20 protein-coding genes and 1 pseudogene are annotated in these 18989 nt (G+C 70.8%); 12 read left to right on the top strand and 9 right to left on the bottom strand.

What is annotated here, in order from left to right; genetic code table 11:
• Window positions 1-51: 51 nt before the first annotated feature.
• The gene (locus tag ACGFI8_RS33320; RefSeq protein ID WP_392810797.1) at window positions 52-507 is read right to left on the bottom strand and encodes a hypothetical protein; all 456 of its coding nucleotides are present in this window, start codon (window positions 505-507) and stop codon (window positions 52-54) included.
• Window positions 508-544: 37 nt separating this feature from the next.
• Window positions 545-1510 carry a GNAT family N-acetyltransferase gene (locus ACGFI8_RS33315; protein WP_392810796.1) on the bottom strand — a complete coding sequence of 322 codons (966 nt, stop codon included), beginning with the start codon at window positions 1508-1510 and terminating at the stop codon, window positions 545-547.
• 48 nt (window positions 1511-1558) lie between these two features.
• Here ACGFI8_RS33315 and ACGFI8_RS33310 point away from each other — a divergent pair, with 48 nt between their 5' ends.
• The 4 genes from ACGFI8_RS33310 (at window position 1559) to ACGFI8_RS33295 (ending at window position 5204) form a co-directional block, all read left to right on the top strand.
• Window positions 1559-2185: a Pr6Pr family membrane protein gene (locus ACGFI8_RS33310; protein WP_392810795.1), complete on the top strand. Its 627-nt coding sequence runs from the start codon at window positions 1559-1561 to the stop codon at window positions 2183-2185.
• A gap of 222 nt (window positions 2186-2407) precedes the next feature.
• Window positions 2408-3529, top strand: a complete 1122-nt coding sequence (locus tag ACGFI8_RS33305; protein WP_392810794.1) for a hypothetical protein — start codon at window positions 2408-2410, stop codon at window positions 3527-3529.
• Window positions 3526-4131, top strand: a complete 606-nt coding sequence (locus tag ACGFI8_RS33300) for a SigE family RNA polymerase sigma factor (protein ID WP_392810793.1) — start codon at window positions 3526-3528, stop codon at window positions 4129-4131. The genes ACGFI8_RS33305 and ACGFI8_RS33300 overlap by 4 nt, the downstream gene beginning before the upstream one ends.
• A 5-nt stretch (window positions 4132-4136) precedes the next feature.
• Complete coding sequence (locus ACGFI8_RS33295) at window positions 4137-5204, top strand: hypothetical protein (RefSeq protein WP_392810792.1); 1068 nt, start codon at window positions 4137-4139, stop codon at window positions 5202-5204.
• Window positions 5205-5342: 138 nt separating this feature from the next.
• On the opposite strand, the gene ACGFI8_RS33290 is transcribed toward ACGFI8_RS33295, so the two are convergent.
• Window positions 5343-5945 (bottom strand): GNAT family N-acetyltransferase, encoded by a 603-nt coding sequence (locus ACGFI8_RS33290; RefSeq protein ID WP_392810791.1) that lies wholly within the window; start codon window positions 5943-5945, stop codon window positions 5343-5345.
• Between the two features lie 352 nt (window positions 5946-6297).
• On the opposite strand from ACGFI8_RS33290, the gene ACGFI8_RS33285 reads away from it, so the two are divergent.
• On the top strand, window positions 6298-7068 hold the full coding sequence (locus tag ACGFI8_RS33285; protein ID WP_392810790.1) for a class I SAM-dependent methyltransferase: 771 nt from the start codon (window positions 6298-6300) through the stop codon (window positions 7066-7068).
• 181 nt (window positions 7069-7249) lie between these two features.
• Here ACGFI8_RS33285 and ACGFI8_RS33280 read toward each other — a convergent pair whose 3' ends face one another.
• Window positions 7250-10300: a hypothetical protein gene (locus ACGFI8_RS33280; RefSeq protein WP_392810789.1), complete on the bottom strand. Its 3051-nt coding sequence runs from the start codon at window positions 10298-10300 to the stop codon at window positions 7250-7252.
• Between the two features lie 262 nt (window positions 10301-10562).
• The gene (locus tag ACGFI8_RS33275; protein ID WP_392810929.1) at window positions 10563-10901 is read right to left on the bottom strand and encodes a CapA family protein; all 339 of its coding nucleotides are present in this window, start codon (window positions 10899-10901) and stop codon (window positions 10563-10565) included.
• Here ACGFI8_RS33275 and ACGFI8_RS33270 point away from each other — a divergent pair.
• Entirely contained in the window at window positions 10792-12144 is a 1353-nt protein-coding gene (locus ACGFI8_RS33270; protein WP_392810788.1) for an MFS transporter, read from the top strand. The two genes, ACGFI8_RS33275 and ACGFI8_RS33270, sit on opposite strands and share 110 nt — an antisense overlap.
• A gap of 62 nt (window positions 12145-12206) precedes the next feature.
• Here the strand turns inward: ACGFI8_RS33270 and ACGFI8_RS33265 are convergent, their stop codons facing one another.
• Genes ACGFI8_RS33265 through ACGFI8_RS33255 form a run of 3 tightly spaced genes read right to left on the bottom strand, consistent with a single transcriptional unit; the run spans window position 12207 to window position 13756 of the window.
• Window positions 12207-12350 (bottom strand): hypothetical protein, encoded by a 144-nt coding sequence (locus tag ACGFI8_RS33265; protein WP_392810787.1) that lies wholly within the window; start codon window positions 12348-12350, stop codon window positions 12207-12209.
• 45 nt (window positions 12351-12395) lie between these two features.
• Window positions 12396-13421 (bottom strand): DUF1700 domain-containing protein, encoded by a 1026-nt coding sequence (locus ACGFI8_RS33260; RefSeq protein WP_392810786.1) that lies wholly within the window; start codon window positions 13419-13421, stop codon window positions 12396-12398.
• Window positions 13418-13756, bottom strand: coding sequence for a PadR family transcriptional regulator (locus tag ACGFI8_RS33255; protein ID WP_392810785.1), 339 nt, complete (start codon window positions 13754-13756; stop codon window positions 13418-13420). Before ACGFI8_RS33255 ends, ACGFI8_RS33260 begins: the two co-directional genes overlap by 4 nt.
• A 73-nt stretch (window positions 13757-13829) precedes the next feature.
• On the opposite strand from ACGFI8_RS33255, the gene ACGFI8_RS33250 reads away from it, so the two are divergent.
• The 6 genes and pseudogenes from ACGFI8_RS33250 to ACGFI8_RS33225 form a co-directional block, all read left to right on the top strand.
• Window positions 13830-14030: a hypothetical protein gene (locus ACGFI8_RS33250; RefSeq protein ID WP_392810784.1), complete on the top strand. Its 201-nt coding sequence runs from the start codon at window positions 13830-13832 to the stop codon at window positions 14028-14030.
• Window positions 14031-14242: 212 nt separating this feature from the next.
• Entirely contained in the window at window positions 14243-14590 is a 348-nt protein-coding gene (locus tag ACGFI8_RS33245; RefSeq protein WP_392810783.1) for an ArsR/SmtB family transcription factor, read from the top strand.
• A 12-nt stretch (window positions 14591-14602) separates the two neighbouring features.
• On the top strand, window positions 14603-15235 hold the full coding sequence (locus ACGFI8_RS33240; protein ID WP_392810782.1) for a cation transporter: 633 nt from the start codon (window positions 14603-14605) through the stop codon (window positions 15233-15235).
• A gap of 339 nt (window positions 15236-15574) precedes the next feature.
• On the top strand, window positions 15575-17557 hold the full coding sequence (locus ACGFI8_RS33235; RefSeq protein ID WP_392810781.1) for a multicopper oxidase family protein: 1983 nt from the start codon (window positions 15575-15577) through the stop codon (window positions 17555-17557).
• Window positions 17558-17844: 287 nt separating this feature from the next.
• A complete protein-coding gene (locus tag ACGFI8_RS33230) occupies window positions 17845-18111 on the top strand; it encodes a hypothetical protein (RefSeq protein ID WP_392810780.1) in 267 nt (88 codons plus the stop codon).
• Window positions 18108-18527 (top strand): annotated as a pseudogene (locus tag ACGFI8_RS33225) (cobalt transporter); the annotation flags it as partial. The gene ACGFI8_RS33230 and the pseudogene ACGFI8_RS33225, both read left to right, overlap by 4 nt.
• 144 nt (window positions 18528-18671) lie before the next feature.
• Here the strand turns inward: ACGFI8_RS33225 and ACGFI8_RS33220 are convergent.
• A complete protein-coding gene (locus ACGFI8_RS33220; protein WP_392810928.1) occupies window positions 18672-18932 on the bottom strand; it encodes a hypothetical protein in 261 nt (86 codons plus the stop codon).
• Window positions 18933-18989 lie beyond the last annotated feature (57 nt).

The following is an 18989-nucleotide window of genomic DNA, read 5'->3' as shown; positions in this document are numbered from 1 at the left end:
CCCTCTTCGAAGAGGGCCCGCAGTCACTGTTCGGGCTATTCGTAGCTAGTGTCAACGTCCGAGGGTGAAGGCGTAGTCGCCGACCACCCCGCCGCGTGAGGACACCTCGACGGTGTACCGGCCAGCCGGGTCCGGCAGCGGCTGGGACAGCCCGTCGCACAGCGGGGCGGGCACGTCCAGGCCGAGCCGCTCGCCGGTCCTGGCGTCGTACACCTGCATCGTGATCGCCGTGCACAGCCCGGTCCCGCCGCTGACCCGGACCGTGCTCGCGCCGGCGGCGTCGAACTCTCGCCGGTCCACCCGGCCGGGCACCTCCAGTCGCCCGGTGACCTGTTCACCGAGCCGCGCCGGCACCGTGCGGGGCTTGACCGTGACGAAGTGGAAGGCGTAGTCGCCGGTCCCGGTCAGTTCCAGCCGGTACGTGCCGGGCTTGGGCAGCCGCACCAGGTAGGGCAGCCGGTAGCAGCTGGGCACCTCGATCGGTTTCGCGCCGTCGCCGGGCACCACCTTCAGGTGGGTTCCTTCGGTACGGGTTCCGGCTCGCCTACCCGCAGCTGCGGCCGGCGCCGGACGACCTACTGAGGTAGGCGACCTGGGAGAGCACCAGCGGCACCTCGCGGGCGCTGACCGTCGCCATGAACCGCGGAGTCCACTGTGGGCGGAACTTGGCCTTGAACTGGCGAACGCCGTCGAAGTGGTGCAGGCGCTCGCCGTAGCGGTACACCAGGCGGCCCACCCGGGCGAGGGGGTCCCCGCCGGTGAGTCCGTAGAGCGGGGCGAGGCCGAGGTCGAAGGTGTGGAACCCGGCGTCGCGCGCCCACCGGAACAGCTCCACGAACAGATAGTCCATGACGCGTCGGGGCGCGGACGGGTGGTGGCGCATCAGGTCCACCGCCACGCGACCGCCCGCTGTGGTCCACAGGCTCACGAACGCCACCGCCGTCCCGTCGTGGCGGGCTACGCCGATCGACAGCGGCTGGAGGTACGCCTCGAGAAAACCGCCGAGCGAAAACCCCATGTCCCGCCCGCCGCGCTGCGCCAGCCACGCATCGGACACCGGTCGGAGTTCGGCGACGACAGCGTCGCCCGGCCGCACCTCGAACGTGACCGACGGGTCGCGGGCGAGGCGTTGCCAGCTTCGCCGCGCCGGGCCGGGCGGCGTGAACCGCGGCAGGTCGATGTGCGCGGCCAGGCCGACCTGGCGAGAGGTCAGTCCGGCCCGGCGCAGCGCCGGAATCTCGGCGGCGCCGACGTTGTACACGGCGGGCCGGCGGCCCGCATCGAAGGCGTCGGCGCTGAAGGACTGCCAGGCCGAGGCGTCGGACGAGCCGACCGGCGGGCCGAGTGCGATCCACGACCGTCCACAGTGGCCGTACATGACGAACGTCCGCCGCGACCGCGAGAAGTGGAAACGCTTGTCGCCGAGCAACGCCAGGCCGGATTCCGGCTCGCGGTCCGCCGTCGCGGCGAGAACCGAACGGATGTCATCCAGGACAGATATATCGATCATGGTAGCGTAGCGCGCATGTGGCGACGGCTGGCCGTCGGGACGATCGTCGTGGGGCTGGCGCTGTCGGTGCTGTTCGCGCCTACGCCCGAGTTGCTGCTGTTCTTCACCATCCAGGTCGACCTGCTTTACCTGGCGGTCGTCGCGCTGCGCGCGGGCGACGGGATCCGCACCGCGACGACCGCCTACATCGCTTCCACAGCGGTGGTTTTCGTGTTGGTACTGGCAAATCCGTGGAGCGGCTACCAGATGGTCGACACGACCGCCGCCCGCGGCCCGGTCTCTGACGTGGCCAACCTGCTGCTGCACGTAGCCGTGCCGGTGTTCGTGGTCATCGACTGGTTCCGCAACAGGCCGGCGCGCCCGTTGCCGCGCTGGGCCTCGCTGCTGTGGCTGGCGTATCCGCTGGCCTACCTGGCGGTGGTACTGGCGCGGGCGACATGGTGGAGCACCGCCGCCGACCGTTACCTGTACCCGTTCCTCGACGTCCCGACGATCGGCTACGGCCAGGTCGCCGTGAACGCGGCGGTGTTTGCGCTGCTGCTGGTGGCCCTGGGCGGTGGCGCTGCCGGCGTCGCACGCCGGTCGGCGTCGGCGGCTACGCCTTCATCAAGGGCGCACCGATGCATTCACTACTGTTCTGCGGGGCATTGCCGCTGCCGCGCCGGATCGTGCTGACATCAAGACCGGGATGCTCCGGGGCGGGTTGATCATGGCCGTGGTCGCCCCGGAACGGGCCAGGATCGCCGAGTAATGCAACGGTTCCCTCCACCGCACCGCCCACCGGCGCCGCCTGACGCCGGGCGGCGGTGCGGAAAATCGCGCCCAACCCGAACGGGGACCGGTGGGCTCTGAAGGGTGACAGGATCATCCGACGGAGCGGGGGAGGCGGCTCTCACGATGCGTGACGGGCCGGGGCTGCTGCAGCCCCTGATGATTGACGAACTGCCACCGAGCAAGGTGGATCTGCGCCGGGCGGTACGGGCCGGCCGGCGCCGCAAGCGCGCCCGTGCGGCAACGGCCGCCGGGCTCACCTGCGTGGCGGTGCTCGCCGCGGTCACGGTGGTCAACCGGGCCTTCGTCGCCGCCGGGCCGCCGCAGCGGCCCGCGGCGACGACGTCGGCGACGCCGTTCGAGGTACAGCCGCCGGTGACGGGCTACGCGACGGCGCCCGCCACGCCCGGCGTCTCCTGCGTCGTCGGCGACGAGACCGTGCTCGGCGTCGACGCCACGAGCGCGGGGACGTTCGTGTTCGACCCCACAGGGCGGGTCGGCGTCGGCCGCCAGACGGTCGGCGACCACGCGTTCGGCGACTACCTGCGCTCGGTCGGCGGCCGGGTCGAGCACGTCGCCCCGCAGGGCGACACCGGCGAGGTCATCGCGGTCGGCACGAATGGCGACTTCGTGACGCGCAACGGCCGCTACAGCGGCGGGAAGTTCACCCCGCTCCCGACCGTCAAGAGCGCGAACTCCCACGGTGACGTGATCTCCGACGGCGAGGTCGGGCCGGCCGGCGGGGAGCTACGGTCGCTGCAGACGCCGCCCGGATACGCGGCGGTCGCCATCGCCATCAACGAGGACGGCATCGTCGCCGGCTACGTCAACCGCAAGGTCGGCGAGCTGTCTGACTCGGCGCCGGTCGTCTGGGACCGCACCGGCCGGCTGCTGCGCCAGTTGCCCGTCCCGGCCGACGCCCGCAGCCTGCTGATGACAGACATCACCGGCGACTGGGTGCTGGCCCGCGGCGTGCGGTGGAACCTCAAGACCGGCGCGATCGACGTGATCGACGACATCTGGGCCCGGTTCGTCGACACACAGGGCCGGGTCTACGGCGACCAGCCGCAGCTCTCCCCACCGCACCCGGGCTACTGGGCCAACGGCAAGGCCGGCGTGCTGCCGGTCGACGGCCGCGAGTGGGTCGGGATGATCTCCGCGGTCAGCGACGACGGGTCGCGGATCGTCGGCAGGATCGGCGTGGAGGCGACCGGCGAGTGGCGCGCGGCGGTGTGGTCGTGCCGATGACCGACAGCGCTATGCCCGCCGCTTCCGCCTCGGTGCCCCGTGAGGAGCCGGCGCCGCGCTCGGCGGAACCCGGCAGCGGGGACGGCGACGAGCTCGAGCGGGAGTACATCGCCTACTTCGAGGCCCGCCTGCCCGGCTTGCGCCGCCTCGCGGTGCTGCTGTGCGGCGACCACGACCGGGCCGATGACATCGTGCAGGCGGCGGCCACCAGCCTGTTCGTCCGGTGGAAGCACGCCCGGCAGGCGGACAACGTCGACGCCTACGTGCGCAGGGTCGTGGTCAACACGTTCCTGCGGGAGCGGCGGCGGCTGTGGTCGCGGGTGCTGCTCAGCGAGCGCCTGCCCGATCGAGCGGCTGTCACGGGGCAGCCGATCGACGAGCGGGTGGTCGTGCGGGCCGCCCTGCGCCGGCTGCCCCCGCGCCAGCAGGCGGTGCTGGTGCTGCGGTTCCTGTGCGACCTGCCGGTGGCGGAGGTCGCGGAGCTGCTCGGCTGTTCGGAAGGCACGGTCAAGAGTCAGACCTCCGATGGGCTTGCCGCGCTGCGCAGGCGCCTCGGGGACCGGGCGGCTCGGCTGCCCGGCGACGAGCGGAGAGGGCAGTGAACGAGATGACGAGGCCCCGGCGGGGCCTGCTGGCGGCGGTGACCGGCTGCGTGGCGGTCCTCGCGGTCGTCGGCGCGGTGACCTTGATCCACCGCGCGCACGGGCGGTCCGAGACGGGCTCGCCGGCGGCGTCGGCCGCCCCGGCGCGGACCGGGCCGGCGCCCGCCGCGCCGCCGCTGGGCACCTGCACGTTCGCGGACGAGCCGATCCCGGGCGAGCCGGGCGGCCTCGGCAGCGGCGTCCACAGCGACCGCGACGGCAAGGTCTGGGCCATCCCGGCCGGCCGCGGCTTCGACCTGTACCTGGGCGGAGCCCCGCGGCGGGTCACCGCCCCGCCGAACCTGGCGCCGTCGTTCACTGCGGTCAATGCCCGCGGCGACGTGCTCGGCGGCGACTCGTACAAGCCGTGGGTCTACCGCGACGGCGCCTTCCACGAAATGCCGCTGCCCGCCGGCACGTCCGAGGTCCGCGACGCCCGGATGAATCGGCGCGGCGACGTCGTCGTGCTGCTCGGTTTCGCCGGCCCGAGCGGCGAGCTGTCCGGGATGAGGGTCGCGGTGTGGCCCGCGGCCATGCCGCCCGCCCTCACCGTCTTCGAGCTGCCCAGGGCGACGGCGACCCTCGGCGGTATCACCGATGACGGCATGGTCGCCGCGGCCTACAAGACCGTGGTGGACGGCCGGACGGTGAGCGGCGCGGTCGCCTGGCTGCCCGATGGCAGCCGCCGGGACCTGCCCACGGTCGGGGGCGACACGTCGATGGCCGACGTGAACGGCGACTGGATCGTCGGCGGATCCGCCCGGTGGAACGTGCGCACCGGCTCGCTCGACCACGTCAGCGGCATCCTCGTGCGCAGGGTCGACAAGTTCGGGCGGATCTTCGGCGAGGCGCCCGACCTGGCCCCGCCGCACCCGGCGGTGTGGGTCAACGGCACCGTCACGTGGCTACCCACCGATCCCGAGCGGCCCTTCGGAATGATGGGCGAAGTCAGCCTCGACGGCACCCGGATCACCAGCACTCTGCAGGCCGACAACCCGCCCGACCCGCGCAACGTGGTCTGGACCTGCAAATAGCCGCCGAGCTGCTTCGCCATCGCCGCGTCCTCGCTGTTGGACGTTCGCGGGCTCGGTCGGACGGCGGGTTGCAGGGTGACGGTGTGGGCCGAGGGCTTTCGTTGCCACGCTGCCTCGTCCGCCGGCGCCCTGCCTCCGTCAGTGGGCCGGTTCGCGCCACATGGTGGTGACGACCGGTCCACCGTGGGGGTAGGCGAACCCGCCGCGGGGCCGGAACCCGACGCCGGCGTACCGCTTGTTGTTGGCCGGGTTCGACGATTCCAGATACGCCGGCACACCCTCGGCGTCCCATTCGGCGAGGTTGGCCCGCAGCAGATCCATGCCGATGCCGTGGCCGCGATGGTGGGGGTGGGTGCCCAGCAGGGTCAGGTAGTAGTGCGGCTGAGCGGGGCGGGCCGCGGCGAACAATTCGAGCAGCGCGGTGAGCTCGGCTGCCTTGCCGGACAGGTGGTCGGCGACGAGCGCCTCGAGTGCCGCCTCGCCCTCGTCGGTGAATTCGGTGCCCCCGGGTGGGATCCAGACGGCGACCGCTTGGCCATCGCCGGCCAACCGGGTGGTGGGGTAGCGCAAGGCGCCGTCGACAAACAGCCGCCAGTACGCCGGATGGAAGCTGGTGTCGCCATCCGGGCGGGCCAACGCATGCGACCACAGCGGATCGGCCGCGAACGCGCCGGTGATGATGCCGGTAACCAGATCGGTGTCGGCCGGAGCGGCCGGCCGTATCCGCAGCGCACCATTCATACCGAAGATCCTATCCGTCGCCGTCGGGCACGAGCGGTCGGCTCAGCACGCACAGCATTTCAACGAACACCGCCCACATCAGAGCCTCGACCAGCACCCGCCCCACCACGACCCGGACGTCGTGATCCCCCTCGACCGACGGCCGGATCGAGCCCGGGCGGCCGGCTTCGCACTCCTACGACAGCGGATCCTGCTGGCATAACGTCGCTAACCGCCGACCGCCGTCTTTGCGCCGGAGCCAGCACGCTGACACTCACACTCATCAGCCCGTGAGCTCCGGGCCCGCGGGCGGCCATGGTTGGTTAAGCTCACTCTGCTCTTGGCACGAGCCCATCGGCAAGGAGGACCGTCGATGAGTTGGCGCACGTACCTGTCGATCCCGCAATTGATGATGCACGGCCTGGCTGCGCCGCGTGACCAGCGACGGGCCTGGCAGCGGTACTGGTCCAGGGTCCGCGACGGCGAGATCTTCTGGGACGCCGGCGAGCGCGCGGAGGCGGAGGCGCTGGCCGCGCGGCTGCGTGCACACGCCGACCTGACATTGCCGATCATCGACCTTGGTTGCGGTAACGGCGGCCAGATCGGGACGTTGACCCAGCTCGCACCTCGGGTGATCGGCATCGATGGTGCCGCCGCCGCGATCACGCGGGCGAGCGCCACCGCGGGCGAGGGTGTGGAGTTCCGGGTCGGCGACGCCGCCGAGGACGGGCTCGGTGAGCGGCTCCATGCGGAGTTCGGTGATGTCAACGTCCACATCCGTGGCATGCTGCACATCGTCGGGCCGAAGGCCTGCTCCGCCGTCGTGCGGAACGTTGCCGCGATGCTGGGCACTCGCGGCACAGCCTATGTCTGTGAGACCAACATTGGCGGCAACCCGCTGGACCTGCTGCGCCTCCAGGGCATCACGGGGACCGGCATACCCCCGGCGATGCGCAGTGTGATCACCGCGGGTGTCCGCCGACCAAGACACTTCGGCCAGGCCGAGGTCGCGGCCCACTTTCCGCCGGAGGGGTGGCGGGTTCTGGAGAGCGGGCCCGCCGTGATCTACGCGGTGCCGCTGCGCGCGGGCGGCCCGCTGGTGGAGGTGCCCGCCCACTACGCGATCCTGCGGACCAGCGCGTAGCGCGGGTGCCGGCGAAGCAGCTGGGGTGGACGGTGGCCGAGGGCGTGCACTGGTGGCGCAGCGCACGAGCAGGGCGGGGAAGGCCCTCACCGAGTCCTCATCGGACACCAGGCGACCTTCCCCACACCCGTCCTCCGCGACATCGTCACCGAGCCTCAAGCCGGTACGGCGGCTTGGGGAATCAGTCGTTGATGAGATCGAACTCCTCCCATTGGCCGATCGCGGTCCGGTTGGCGATCAGCGGCTGGGCGCCGGCATTCTCGGCGGTGACGTACTGGTTGTTGGCCATGGCCTTGAGGCTGACGCTGCCGTCGGTGTTGTGGATGAGTTGGAATGTCTCCCACGGCCCGATCGTGGTCCGGTTCGCGATGAGCGGCTGCGCTCCGGCGTTTTCTGCGGTCACGATCAGGTTGTTCGCGTGTGAGCGCAGCGCGATGGCGCCGTTGCCTGCGTCCAGCACGTCGAATGTCTCCCACGGCCCGATGGCCGTGCGGTTGGCGATGAGCGGCTGGCTTCCCGCGTTGTCGGCGCACACGTACCTGCTGTTCGCGTGCGATCGCAGACTGATCGATGACTGCGGGTTCGTCGGGCCGGACTGCCCCGAGACCTGGAATCCGTCGAGGGTGCTGTAGGTGCCGGACAGCTTGGTGACCACGACGGTGTGCGTCCCTGATGTCAAGCCGGTGAGGCTGTAGACGGCAACGTTGGAGTGTCGCGTTCCGTCGCTGGGAACGGTGCTGACCGTGGTCTGGGTGCCTCCGTCGATGCGCACACCGATGTTGCCCTGATCGGTGTTCTGCTCGCCGTAGACCTGGATGCCGGTTCCGGTGAAGGTGAACGTCGCGGTCGCCCCGTTGGCTGTGGCGTAGTGGACGTCATCCTGGTAGTCACCGAGCCCCCGATTGCTGGCGAGGGTGAAGTTGGTGTAGCTGATCGACGGGTCGGTGTCGTTGATCCGTTCCGACGTGACGGGCTGGCCCACGCCGATGAGCGAGGCCCGTGTGCCAGGCGTGATCGGTACGATCAGGAAGCCGCTCGACAAGCGCGCCACATTGCTGACCTGCGTGCTGCCGACATACACGGGCGTGTTGGACGTGAAGCCCTCGCCCGCAACGAGCACCTGCGTGACGCCGGTGGTCGGCGAGACGTAGAAGATCTGCGGGCTGCGTGCGCCAGCCGGACCCGTGCCGGTGAGGCTGATCCCGGCGGCGGTGAGTTTGGCGTTCGGGACAACGCCGACCCCGGGAGTGTCGGCGATGGTCGTGTTGCCGCTCGCGTTCGAGTCGACCGGCGCGGCGCAGGGATAGGACTGCGTGCCGGCGGCGAAGAAGTTTCCGGTGATCCAGAAGTGGCCGGTCGGGCTGCATCCGCCCTGCGCCGCGCTTCCGGCGTGGTTGAACGCGACGTTGCCCTGCCAGTTGATCCACTCCGATCCGGCGTCGTCGTAGTACGTGAAGTTGGTGTTGCCGCCGTTGTACGCGATGTTCCCGGTAACCTGCAGGCCCTGCGCCAGCGTGGCCACCGGGTCGACCGTCGTGGTGCCGGACTGGAACACGTACTGGGCCTGATGGCCTTCGACGTAGATGGCGCCGCCGTCGCTGCGCACCGACAGGTAGTCGTGGAGAATGTTGTTCTTGATCGTGTTGTTCTTGTTGATGTTTGTCGAATTCTGCGGCGTGCTCGCCTGGTCGACGTGGCCCTGGATGACGCCAGCGGTGATGCCGGTGTACGGCAAGTCGTACAGGTTGTTGTTCTGGATGGTCGTACCCTGGGAGAACAGCAACGTGATGCCACAGGCAGCGGAATAGTCCGTGCCGATGTGGTGAATGACGTTGTTGGACACGGTCGTATTGGTCAGGATCTCGTTGGTACCGATGGCGTCGCCGGCCACCGCCGAGGGGTTCGGCGTGCAGTTCTGCTTGATCCCCGCGGCTTGCGCAGGGTCGGTCGGGAGCGGGTCGTAGGTGCATCCCAACAGCAGTGCCGTCGAGGCGATATCCGTAAACTCATTACTGTCTATCAGCGTGTTCGAGGCGCCGTACATCACGCTCAGGCCCGCGCCACCGAGTTCGGAGAACCTGTTGCCAGTGAGGGAGAGGTTCTTGGTGGCGGTGAACGCGACGTTCCCCAGTGGCTGTGTCAGGGCTCCCCACGGACAACTGCCGGCCGGGTTGGAGAACGTGCACATGCCCTGGTTCCGGGCGCCGGTCATGCGCAGGTTGCTCTGGACTTCGGCGAATCCGGCACCGGCCGACGGGGCGTTCCACGTCGCATACGAGAACTGCAGGCCGCTGAAGGTGATGTCGTGCAGCGGAGCCGCCAGGGTACCGGCGCCCTGGACCAGTGACTCAAGCCGCGGGAGCTCGACGTCTGCGGCCGACATCGACTGGCCGGGGCGCGGCATGTAGTACAGCGTGTTGACTGGGCCATCGAGGTACCACTGCCCCGGGCTGAGCAGCAGGTTCCGCGCGTTCAGGATGCGGGCGGGCATGGTGTTGACAGACATCGACGGCAAGCCGCCGCTGCCCTGGCTGAACCCCGCCCGGTCCGTGACGTTGGTCCAGCACGGCTGGGCCATCGTCAACGTGCTCGCGCTCGCCGAGTACGAGGCCACCCGGCACCGTGACTCCGTCCACGCGCCGTTGCCACCGGGATAGGCGAACTCCACATTGGCGACCTGCGCGGCGGTGAGACCGCCGAACCATGCCTTCGCGGCCGAGTCGCCGCCGATGTTGTACCCGGTCGAGGAGCCGACCCAGCCGCCGGACATGCCCAGCCCCGCGGGGGTGGACTGGGCGACCGGCGCCTGCACGCCGTCGACATACAGCTGGCGGCTGGCACTTGCCGACGGAGTCGTTGCCGACCACACACCGCTCGTGCCCACCTGGGTCCACCCGGTGACCCGCGTCGCGCCGGAGATGACCGGGTGCGCTCCCGGCGCCGCCGACCACACAACGGGATGGCCCGCACTGCCCGAATCCGCGGTCCCGAACTGCCACGTGCTCGACAGTCGGTAGACGCCGTCGGCGAGCAGGACGCTGACGTCGGCGCCGGGGTTGGCCGCGAGCGAGGTCCGAACAGCACTCTGCGCACCCGACAGCGAACACGGCGCGGTCTGCGTGCATGTACTTCCCGTTCCGGACGGCGAAGCGTACAGCGTCACCCCGGTGGCTGCGAGTGCCTGAACGCTGACGAACACAGCTGCTGCGGCGACGGAGACCGCACCGGCCACCGTTGCCTTCCGAAGATATCGGACCGCAGCGCCTCGACCGCCGCGGGTGGGTGCGGCGTGCCGCACGGTCGGGGTGGCGGCACTGGCCGTGGTCACTGCCAGGCCGAGGGACGAGAGCACTGCGGCCGCGCTCCGCGAAGCCAGCGCGGCGGGACGCCATCGGATTTGCATCGACGCTCCTCAAGACGTGGGGGGACGAACGAGGAAGGGATGAACCATGTACGCCGACGTGGTCGAGTAGACATTGGATGTATCTCGGTTGTCAACCGGCAATCAACGCGGAAACCGTCGCTTTTGTTCGACGGCGTATCGGTAAACATAGGATCTTGTGGAGCCGAAGCGGCTGCGGCGCCGTGTACCCCGGCCGTCCGACCGCGGCCGTCCAACCGCCCGACAGCGGGCAGAATCCTGTCGGCAGTCGGGGGCATGTTCCCGTGAGGTACGTCCGGCCCAGCCACCCGTCGCCCTGCAGCACGTGTGCGTGCGCGCTGATGACCATGTCGGCGCCGGCGTCGGCGAGCGGGGCGGCGAACTGCTTCTGGTCGGCGTTGGGGCACGAGTCGCGTTCGGTGCCCCAAACGGTTGAACACGACCACCAGATCAGCGCGCTCGCGGGGGACCTCACCGCTCCGGGCGAGGTCGGCGCTGGATCGGTGCGGTGGCTGACTCCGGGTGTGGGCGGGGTGGGGGCGGCCAGTTTCTTCTCCGATGCCGGCCACGAGATCACAACGGCGATGCTGCCGTCGTTTCTGACCGGGACGTTGCATGCCGGTGCGGGCGCGTTGGGGCTGATCGAGGGCGCGTCTGATGCGCTGATCGGGGTGTCGAAGCTGGCTGGCGGACCCCTGGCGGACGATCCGTCGATGCGTGCCCGTCTGGCGCGAGGCGGCTATCTGGGCACCGCCGTGCTTGGCGGGGCGATCGGGCTGACCGTGGCGGTGTGGCAGGTCGCGATCCTGCGGGCCGGGTCGTGGGTGGCTCGCGGTCTGCGTTCCCCGTCTCGGGATGCGTTGCTGGCCTCCCTCGCCCCGCCCACCGGGTACGGGAAGGCGTACGGGTTGGAACGGGCCGGGGACAACCTCGGCGCCCTGGTCGGGCCGCTGCTCGCGGCTGTGCTGGTTGCTGTGGTCGGGGTGCGGGAGACGCTGTTGCTGGCCGCTGTGCCGGGTGTGTTCGCCGCGGTCGCGATCACCCTCGCCGCCCGGGAGGCCCGCCGTGCGGTGGCCGCGCCGGTGGGACGGCGGCGGTTGCGACTCAACCTGACCGAACTGCGAGCGGCCGGGCTGGCCCGCACGTTGGTACCGGTGGCACTGTTCGAGTGCGGCAACATCGCCACGACGTTGTTGATCCTACGCGCCACCGACCTGCTGCACGCCAACGGCCGAGATCTGACGGCGGCCACCTCGCTGGCGATCCTGATATACGCGGGTCACAACGCGGTCGCCGCCGCTGTCTCGCTGGCCGGTGGTGCGCTGGTCGACCGTGTTGGTCCCCGTCCGGTCTTCGCGGCCGGCGCCGCCGTCTACATTGCCGCGTACGCCGTGCTGGCCGCCGGGTCCGGTGTGTGGCCGGTGTTGGCCGTCGCGTTCGCTCTGGCCGGTACCGGGATCGGGTTGGCCGAAACGGCCGAGTCAACGCTGGTCGCCGGTGCGTTGCCGGATCGGCTGCGGGGTAGCGGGTTCGGGCTGCTCGGCGTGGTCCAGGCCGGCGGCGACTTCGTCTCGTCCGCCGTTGTCGGCCTGCTGTGGGCCACCATCTCCCCAGCGGTGGGATTCGGGTACGCCGCCGTGTGGATGGCCGCCTCCCTGGTCGCCGCCACGATCACCGCCCGGCCGGCACGCTGAGCCGGCTCGGCATCGAGGTGTGGTCCGTCGGCGCGCTCGACGGACCACAAGGGTGTATGTGGTCAGCAGCCGCAGTCCGGCGGGCAGTCCGGATCGTCGCAGCAGTCCGCCGAGGGCAGCGCGTCGGCCATGCCCACCATCTCGGCGCGTAGCGCCGCCACCGCCCCGATGCCGACTCCGGGATCGGCGCTGGCCCATCCGGTCAAGTCTCCGGCGGAAATTCCAGAAGACCGCAAGCCGATGTCGCCGGGTTACGTGGGTTCCTGGAAGGGAGCGCAGTTCGACGAGCGGCGGTCGGGGGTTCGGGGCCGTCGAGCCGCCGGAGGTCGTTGCTCGACCCGGTTGCGCGCCCCGGCCCGCACCGCGACGAAACCGCTGGCCCCGATCATCAGGTACAGCCCTCCGAATAGCCAGAAGGCCGCGAACAGGAAGCCAGGCTCGACCATCGCGAGGATCATGACCAGTGCACCGGCCAGCGCGATCACGGCGTACCCCGCCCGGATTGCGCACGCGCACAGCACACCGAGGACGAGCGGCCCGACGACCCACAGCGCCACACCGACCCAGTCCAGACCGACTGTGCCGGTGGCCGCCGAGGACGCGGCCAGGAGTCCGGGCAGGGCCACGAACGCCGCGGCGGCGAGGTGCCACGACCGTACGGCGACCGGGCCGATCCCACGCCGCACCGCCGACGGCACGATCGTCGCCACCCAGAGCAGGAGCACGAGCGGGAAGTAGTACAGGCCGATCTCGCCCGAGACGAACGTGAGCGCGGTGAGAACCACTGCGCCGACGACCCCGGCCACACCGCGCGCCCTGGCGGGCAGCGCGAACGGCGCGGCCGCGATGAGCGCCGGCAGCAGGGTGAGCATCGCGAGCCCGGGGCCGTACCGTTGCATGATGCTCTGCTCGTCAGGACCGGCCTGGGTCAGATGCAGTGGCAGCGCCGTGGACCGCAGCAGGAAGCTCACGCACACAGCGGTCAGCACGCCAAGTGCCACGGCGACCGCGCGTAGGGTCCGGCCGGCACGCGCCGCGTGGTCCAGAGCCCCATTCGGAAGTGCGAGTTCCTCGCGCGCCTGCCCCGCCACGGCCTGCGGGCTGCCGAGACCGGCCAGAGCCTGGTCCATGGTCCGCCCACTGTCCAGGGCGTCGGCGATGTGCGCGCGGACATCGTCGATGATCTCGCGCACGGTGTCGGATGGCGCGTCCGACAACTCCACGCGGAGCGCCCGCAGGTAGGTCTCTGCCGCGTCGGGTAGGGCGTCGTTGGTCATGCTTCCTCCGCTATCAGTTCGTCCACGTGCGGCTGGATGTCGCGCCATACCGCCGCGAACACGCGCAACTGCGCCCGTCCCTGGGCCGTGATCGCGTAGTACCGCCGGGCATGCCCCTGTTCGGGGGTCAGCCAGTGGGTTTCGACGCTGCCCGCCTGCCGCATGCGGGCGAGCAGCGGGTACAGGCTGCCCTCGCTCGCGGTCAGGCCGCGAGCGACGAGCGAGTCGGCCAGTTCCAGGCCGTACATGTCGCGCTGCGAGAGCAGCGCGAGCACGCAGTACTCCAGTACGCCCTTGCGGATGTTGGTGGTGATCCGCTCGCGCGCGTTGTCCATGCAAGCAAGATACCTTGCGTAGCAAGGTCTTGAACGGCGGGGACTGTGCTGGTCCAGCGGGGCCGGGATGATGATGTCGTACACGCCGGACGGAACCGCGTCCCTGCTGGTGCCGGTCGCCTCGACAAGCAGGGCGGAGGGCTGCAACCTTTCGACCCCGGCGCGCGGTGGCCGGCCCGCCGTAGCCGGTTTTCGGTTCGTCGACGCCGGATTCGCCGAGGCCGGCACCATCTGGCGCGGCGGCCCGGACGCCGCGGTGGCGGCCCTCAGGTGACGTTCGATGTCGCTGTTGAGCGCTCACCCCTCGCCGACGTGCCGTCGTTCGCGGCCCTCGACCACCTCACAAGCACCGCGCCTGCTGGAGGAACCTGCTGTGGGCTGCGGATCGTGCGCACCTGCGGGCACCCCGGCTGGCCAACCCGACCTGAGCCCGGGCGCACCAGCCCGCACAGAAGCGGAGACTGGCGATATCATCGGGTTGTGGCGATGAATCCTGCGCGCGTCTGCGACCGTGCCGACCTGTCCGCCGCCGGCGCGTTGTTTCGCGGGCTGGCCGACCCCACGCGACTGGCCATCCTGCGAAACCTCGCCAGCGGCGAGGCCCGCGTGGTCGACCTGACCGGCATCCTCGGGTTGGCCCAATCGACCGTCTCCGGGCACCTGGCCTGCCTGCGCGACTGCGGTCTGGTCACCGCCCGCCCCGAGGGCCGCCAGATGTTCTACGCCCTGGCCCAACCGGAACTGCTCGACCTGCTCGCCGCCGCGCAGCGGCTGCTCGCCACCACCGGCCAGCAGATCAGCCTGTGCCCCAACTACGGCACCCCAGACTGCTGAGGAGGCACACCGGTGACCACCGAAGCCCGCATCGTCCCCCTGCCCCACGGCAGCCCACAATGGCAACGCGCGGCGACCCGCGCCAAGCACCTGTCCTGGCTGTCGCTGGCCTACATGGGCCTCGAAGGCGCCATCGCTGTCATCGCCGCCATCCTCGCCGGATCCGTTGCCCTGCTGGGCTTCGGCATCGACTCGGCCATCGAAGCCCTCGCCAGCATCATCATCGTGTGGCGGTTCACCGGCAGCCGCACCCTGTCCGAAACCGCCGAACGCCGCGCCCAATACGCGGTCGCGGTCAGCTTCTTCCTCCTCGCCCCCTACGTCGCCTACGAAGCCATCAGCAAGCTCATCGGCCGCGAGCACGCAGAAACCAGCTGGCTGGGCATCGCCCTGTCCGCGCTCTCCCTCGCCGTCATGCCCATCCTCGGCATCATGAAGCAGCGGCTCGGCACACAACTGGACTCCGAAGCCGTCGCCGGCGAAGGCACCCAGAACCTCATCTGCGGCTACCTCGCCGCAGGCGTCCTGCTCGGCCTGCTCGCCAACACCCTGTTCGGCTGGTGGTGGCTCGACCCAGTCGTCGCACTGGCCATCGCCGCGCTGTGCGTGTGGGAAGGCATCGAAGCCTGGCGTGGCGAAGACTGAGCCGTGGATCAGATGCTCGGCACGGTCGCCGCTGCCGTCGCCGTGGGTCGGGCTACTCGGCCTGATTCCCATTCGTGCTGGCGCGGTAGGGCCGGGACGGAAAGCGCAAGCCGGGAAGGATCGGTCACCGTCCTCGAAGTTGACATGAACCTGGCCTCGGCCAATATCGCGAACGTCGACACGCCAGCATGTCCCCGGTGGTGAGGTACGCTGCGGCCGATTATTCGACGGCCGCCAATGCCCCAGAGGATCGGTTCGCCGGTGCTGTGCCGCGGGGTATGGTCCGCATGACGTGGGCGGCACGGGGCGCACCCGCGGCGTGCGGGTGGAGGCGATGGCGTGTTTCTGTGGGTTCACTACACCGACATGGTGATCGCGTTGTTGCAGCTGCCCGTCGCCGTGGCGGCGTGGTGGGCCGCTCCAGGCCTGCAGGTCGGGCAGACCGCAAGGCCGCGGTTGCTGGCGGCGGCGTTCGCGCTGTTCATCGGTGGGGCTGTGCTGCGGCTGGTCGCCGGGGTGCTGCTGCTGCCCTGGGGGTGGGAATTCGCCGGGCCTCGTCTGGTGTTTGTGGCGCCGACGCTGGCGGTAGCGGCCACGCTGTACCTGGTGTGGCTGCGCTCGGCCAGGAAGCCGTCGGGCGAGGCGCCGGTGCGGTATGGGAGTGGCCCGGCATGCGTGGCTGCGGTGGTCGGCGCGGTCGGTGTCGTGCTCGTCGCGGCCGTGGCACAGTTGGCTGGTGCGGGCGCCGCCGTTGTGGTCGGCTTCGCCGTCCTCGGGGCGTCGGCGATGAGATGGGCGTACCGGACGCTCCGGCGCGATCACGTACCCGCGCGTGTCGGATGGTGGCGTACTGCGGCGCGGGCAGCTGTTGGTATGGCTCTGGTCGCCGCGGCGGCGGTGGGCCTGTCCGCGGCGAGCGTCCTGCCGGCGCGCAGCAGCATGACCGGCGGTGCCGCGGACACCGGCGGCGGTACCGCGGCGGGGCATCAGCACCATGGCGGTATCAGCGTGACCGACCTGACCGGCGCGGACACCACGGCTTCCGCGGGTGGTGGGGATGTGGCGGTGCGCCGGTTCACGTTGACGGCGCAGGAGACCACGGTGCGGCTGGACTCCGGCATGCGAGTGACGGCGTGGACGTTCAACGGCGTCACGCCCGGCCCGCAGTTGCTGGTCCGGCAGGGCGATCTGGTAGAGGTGACGCTGGTCAACCGGCTGCCCGGGGTCGGCGTGACGGTGCACTGGCACGGCGTGGACGTGCCCAACGCGATGGACGGAGTGGCCGGGGTGACCCAGGACGCGGTCGCACCCGGGGCCAGCTTCGTGTACCGGTTCCGCGCCCTACAGGCGGGCACGTACTGGTACCACTCGCACGAGATGTCCTCGGTCCAGGTCCGCCGCGGCCTGTTCGGCGCCCTGGTTGTGCTGCCCGCCGATGCTCCAGCGCAGGACGACACGGTCGACGAGACGGTCCTGCGGCACACCTGGGGCGGCGAGGACGGTGTGGCGACGCTCGGCCTGGCCACCGGTGTGCAACGGCGGTCGGTGCCCGCCGGGCGGCAGGTGCGGCTGCGTCTGGTCAACACCGACGGCAACCCCGCCACCTTCACCCTGACCGGCACCCCGGTCCGCGTCGTGGCGATCGACGGCACCGACGTCCACGAACCGGGGGTGCTGCCCGGGGTGCGGATCCTCGTCGGGGGCGGCGCCCGCTACGACGTGGTGTTCACCATGCCCGACCGGCCGGTGACGCTGCGCGCGGACGGGCCGAGCATCGTCTACAGCCCGCACGGCGACGCGGGCCCGGACCGTACCGCCGCGCCGGCGGTGCTGGACCCGGCCCGCTACGGGACCCCGACCGCGACTGCGTTCGGGACGAGCAGCCATTTCGACCGGCGGTTCACCCTGCGCGTCGACGAGCGGCTCGGCTTCTACGACGGCCACCCGGCGGTGCTGTACACGCTGAATGGCGCCTCGTTCCCGGACGTGCCGATGCTCATGGTCGCCGATGGCGACCTGGTTGAGGTCACCTACGTCAACCGCAGCGGCCAGCACCACCCGATGCACCTGCACGGCCATCACATGCTCGTGCTGTCCCGCAACGGCCGGGCGACCACCGGCAGCCCGTGGTGGGTCGACACCCTCGACGTCGGCCCGGGCGAGACCTACCGGGTGGCGTTCCGCGCCGACAACCCCGGCCTGTGGATGGATCACTGCCACAACCTCGAACACGCCGCCAACGGGATGATCCTGCACCTCGGCTACACCGGGGTCACGAGCCCATTCCTGACCGGGTCCGGAACCGTCAACCACCCGGAATGACCCTGGCGCTGCACACGCGTCGACGTCGAAGGCGGCTACTGCTGGCCACGTGCCAGCGGGGCGGCGGCTGGAAGGTGGGAGCGCTGGTCGGGCGGGCCCTGGTTCAGAGCTGTCTGGGTCATGATCACCGCGTTACGGTGCCCTCTACCGGCGCGCAGTCGCCGACGGCTGCCGAGCACCCGCCTGTGTGCCGGACACGCGGCTCGCGGAGATCAACCAGATCACGGCCAGCACCGGCGACGACCCGGTGCTGGACAGCCCCATGCGCCGGCGGCGGCCAGCACCTCGTGGTTTGGCCGCCGACCCGGCTGCTGCCGCAGGACCGGGTCACCCCCGGGGGTGCGGTCGACTACCGGTACACCGACCCCGCGGTCATCGCGGCCTCCGACCGGAACCTCGCCGGCGCGACCGCGGCGGGCGGCACCGGTCCTGGCCTCGGCCGCAGCGCCGCCGGCCAGATCGCGGCCGTAATCGGTGGCGTCCTGCTCGCCGCGGTCGCCGCACTCCTCGTGTGCCGCCGGCTCCGCGGACGCCGGCGGGAGGTGCTGGCATGACCGCGCTCGCCACGTTCGTCGCGTCCGCCTCGGACCGGCTGCAGGAGCTCATGCACGCGCCAGGCGTACCGCTGCTGGCGTTCCTGCTCGCGTTCCTCGCCGGCGCGGGCCACGCGGTCGCTCCCGGGCACGGCAAGAGCCTCGCCGCGGCGTACCTCGCCGGCTCCCGCGGTCGCATCAGGGATGCCGCCTGGCTGGGCGGCTCGGTCGCGGTGATGCACACGCTGTCGGTCTTGGTGATCGGCGTTGCATGGACGTTCCTGTCCCTGTCCGACGTCCTGCGCATGGAGCAGCTGACGAGTTGGCTGCAGGTGGCGGCCGGACTGATTGTCCTCGCGACCGGCCTGTGGATGGTGCGCCGGCATGTGCGCGGCCACGGCCATCATCACCATCACCACGGTCACAGCCACGACCACGACCACGACGAGGCTAAGCGGCCCGGCCTTGTATTGCTGCCGTCAGCTGAGTTCACCCGTCCCATCGATGATGGGTCCGGCGCTGTCGAGACTGCGGTCCGACCGGCCGAACCACGAGTCCGGCCGGTCGGCGGCGCGCCGGGGCTAAGCGGTGCGGCCGGCGCGGCGGTAGGCGAGGGCGCCTGCGACGAGGCCCGCGAGGCCGAGGACGAGTCCGGCGACGCCGAGCCCGACGGCGGTACCATCGGTGTCGTTCTTGCCGCTGTTCATGGTCGCGGCGGCGTCCTGCGCCGCGGTGCTGGTCGTGGTGCCGGCACCGCCGGCGGTGGCGGACTTGGCCAGCTTCAGCGTCGGGGCGGGGTGATCGGCTTCCGCGCCGGGCGCGGGTTCGTCGATCCAGCGCACGACGTCGCCGTCGGAGTAGGTCTGCAGGGCCTTGAAGACGAGCTGGTCGGCCTGCGG

It is taken from the genome of Dactylosporangium sp. NPDC048998 (assembly GCF_043197855.1).
Lineage (GTDB): Bacteria > Actinomycetota > Actinomycetes > Mycobacteriales > Micromonosporaceae > Dactylosporangium.
The sequence above is the reverse complement of the archived record's forward strand: the minus strand, read 5'-3'. Positions and strand labels throughout refer to the sequence as shown.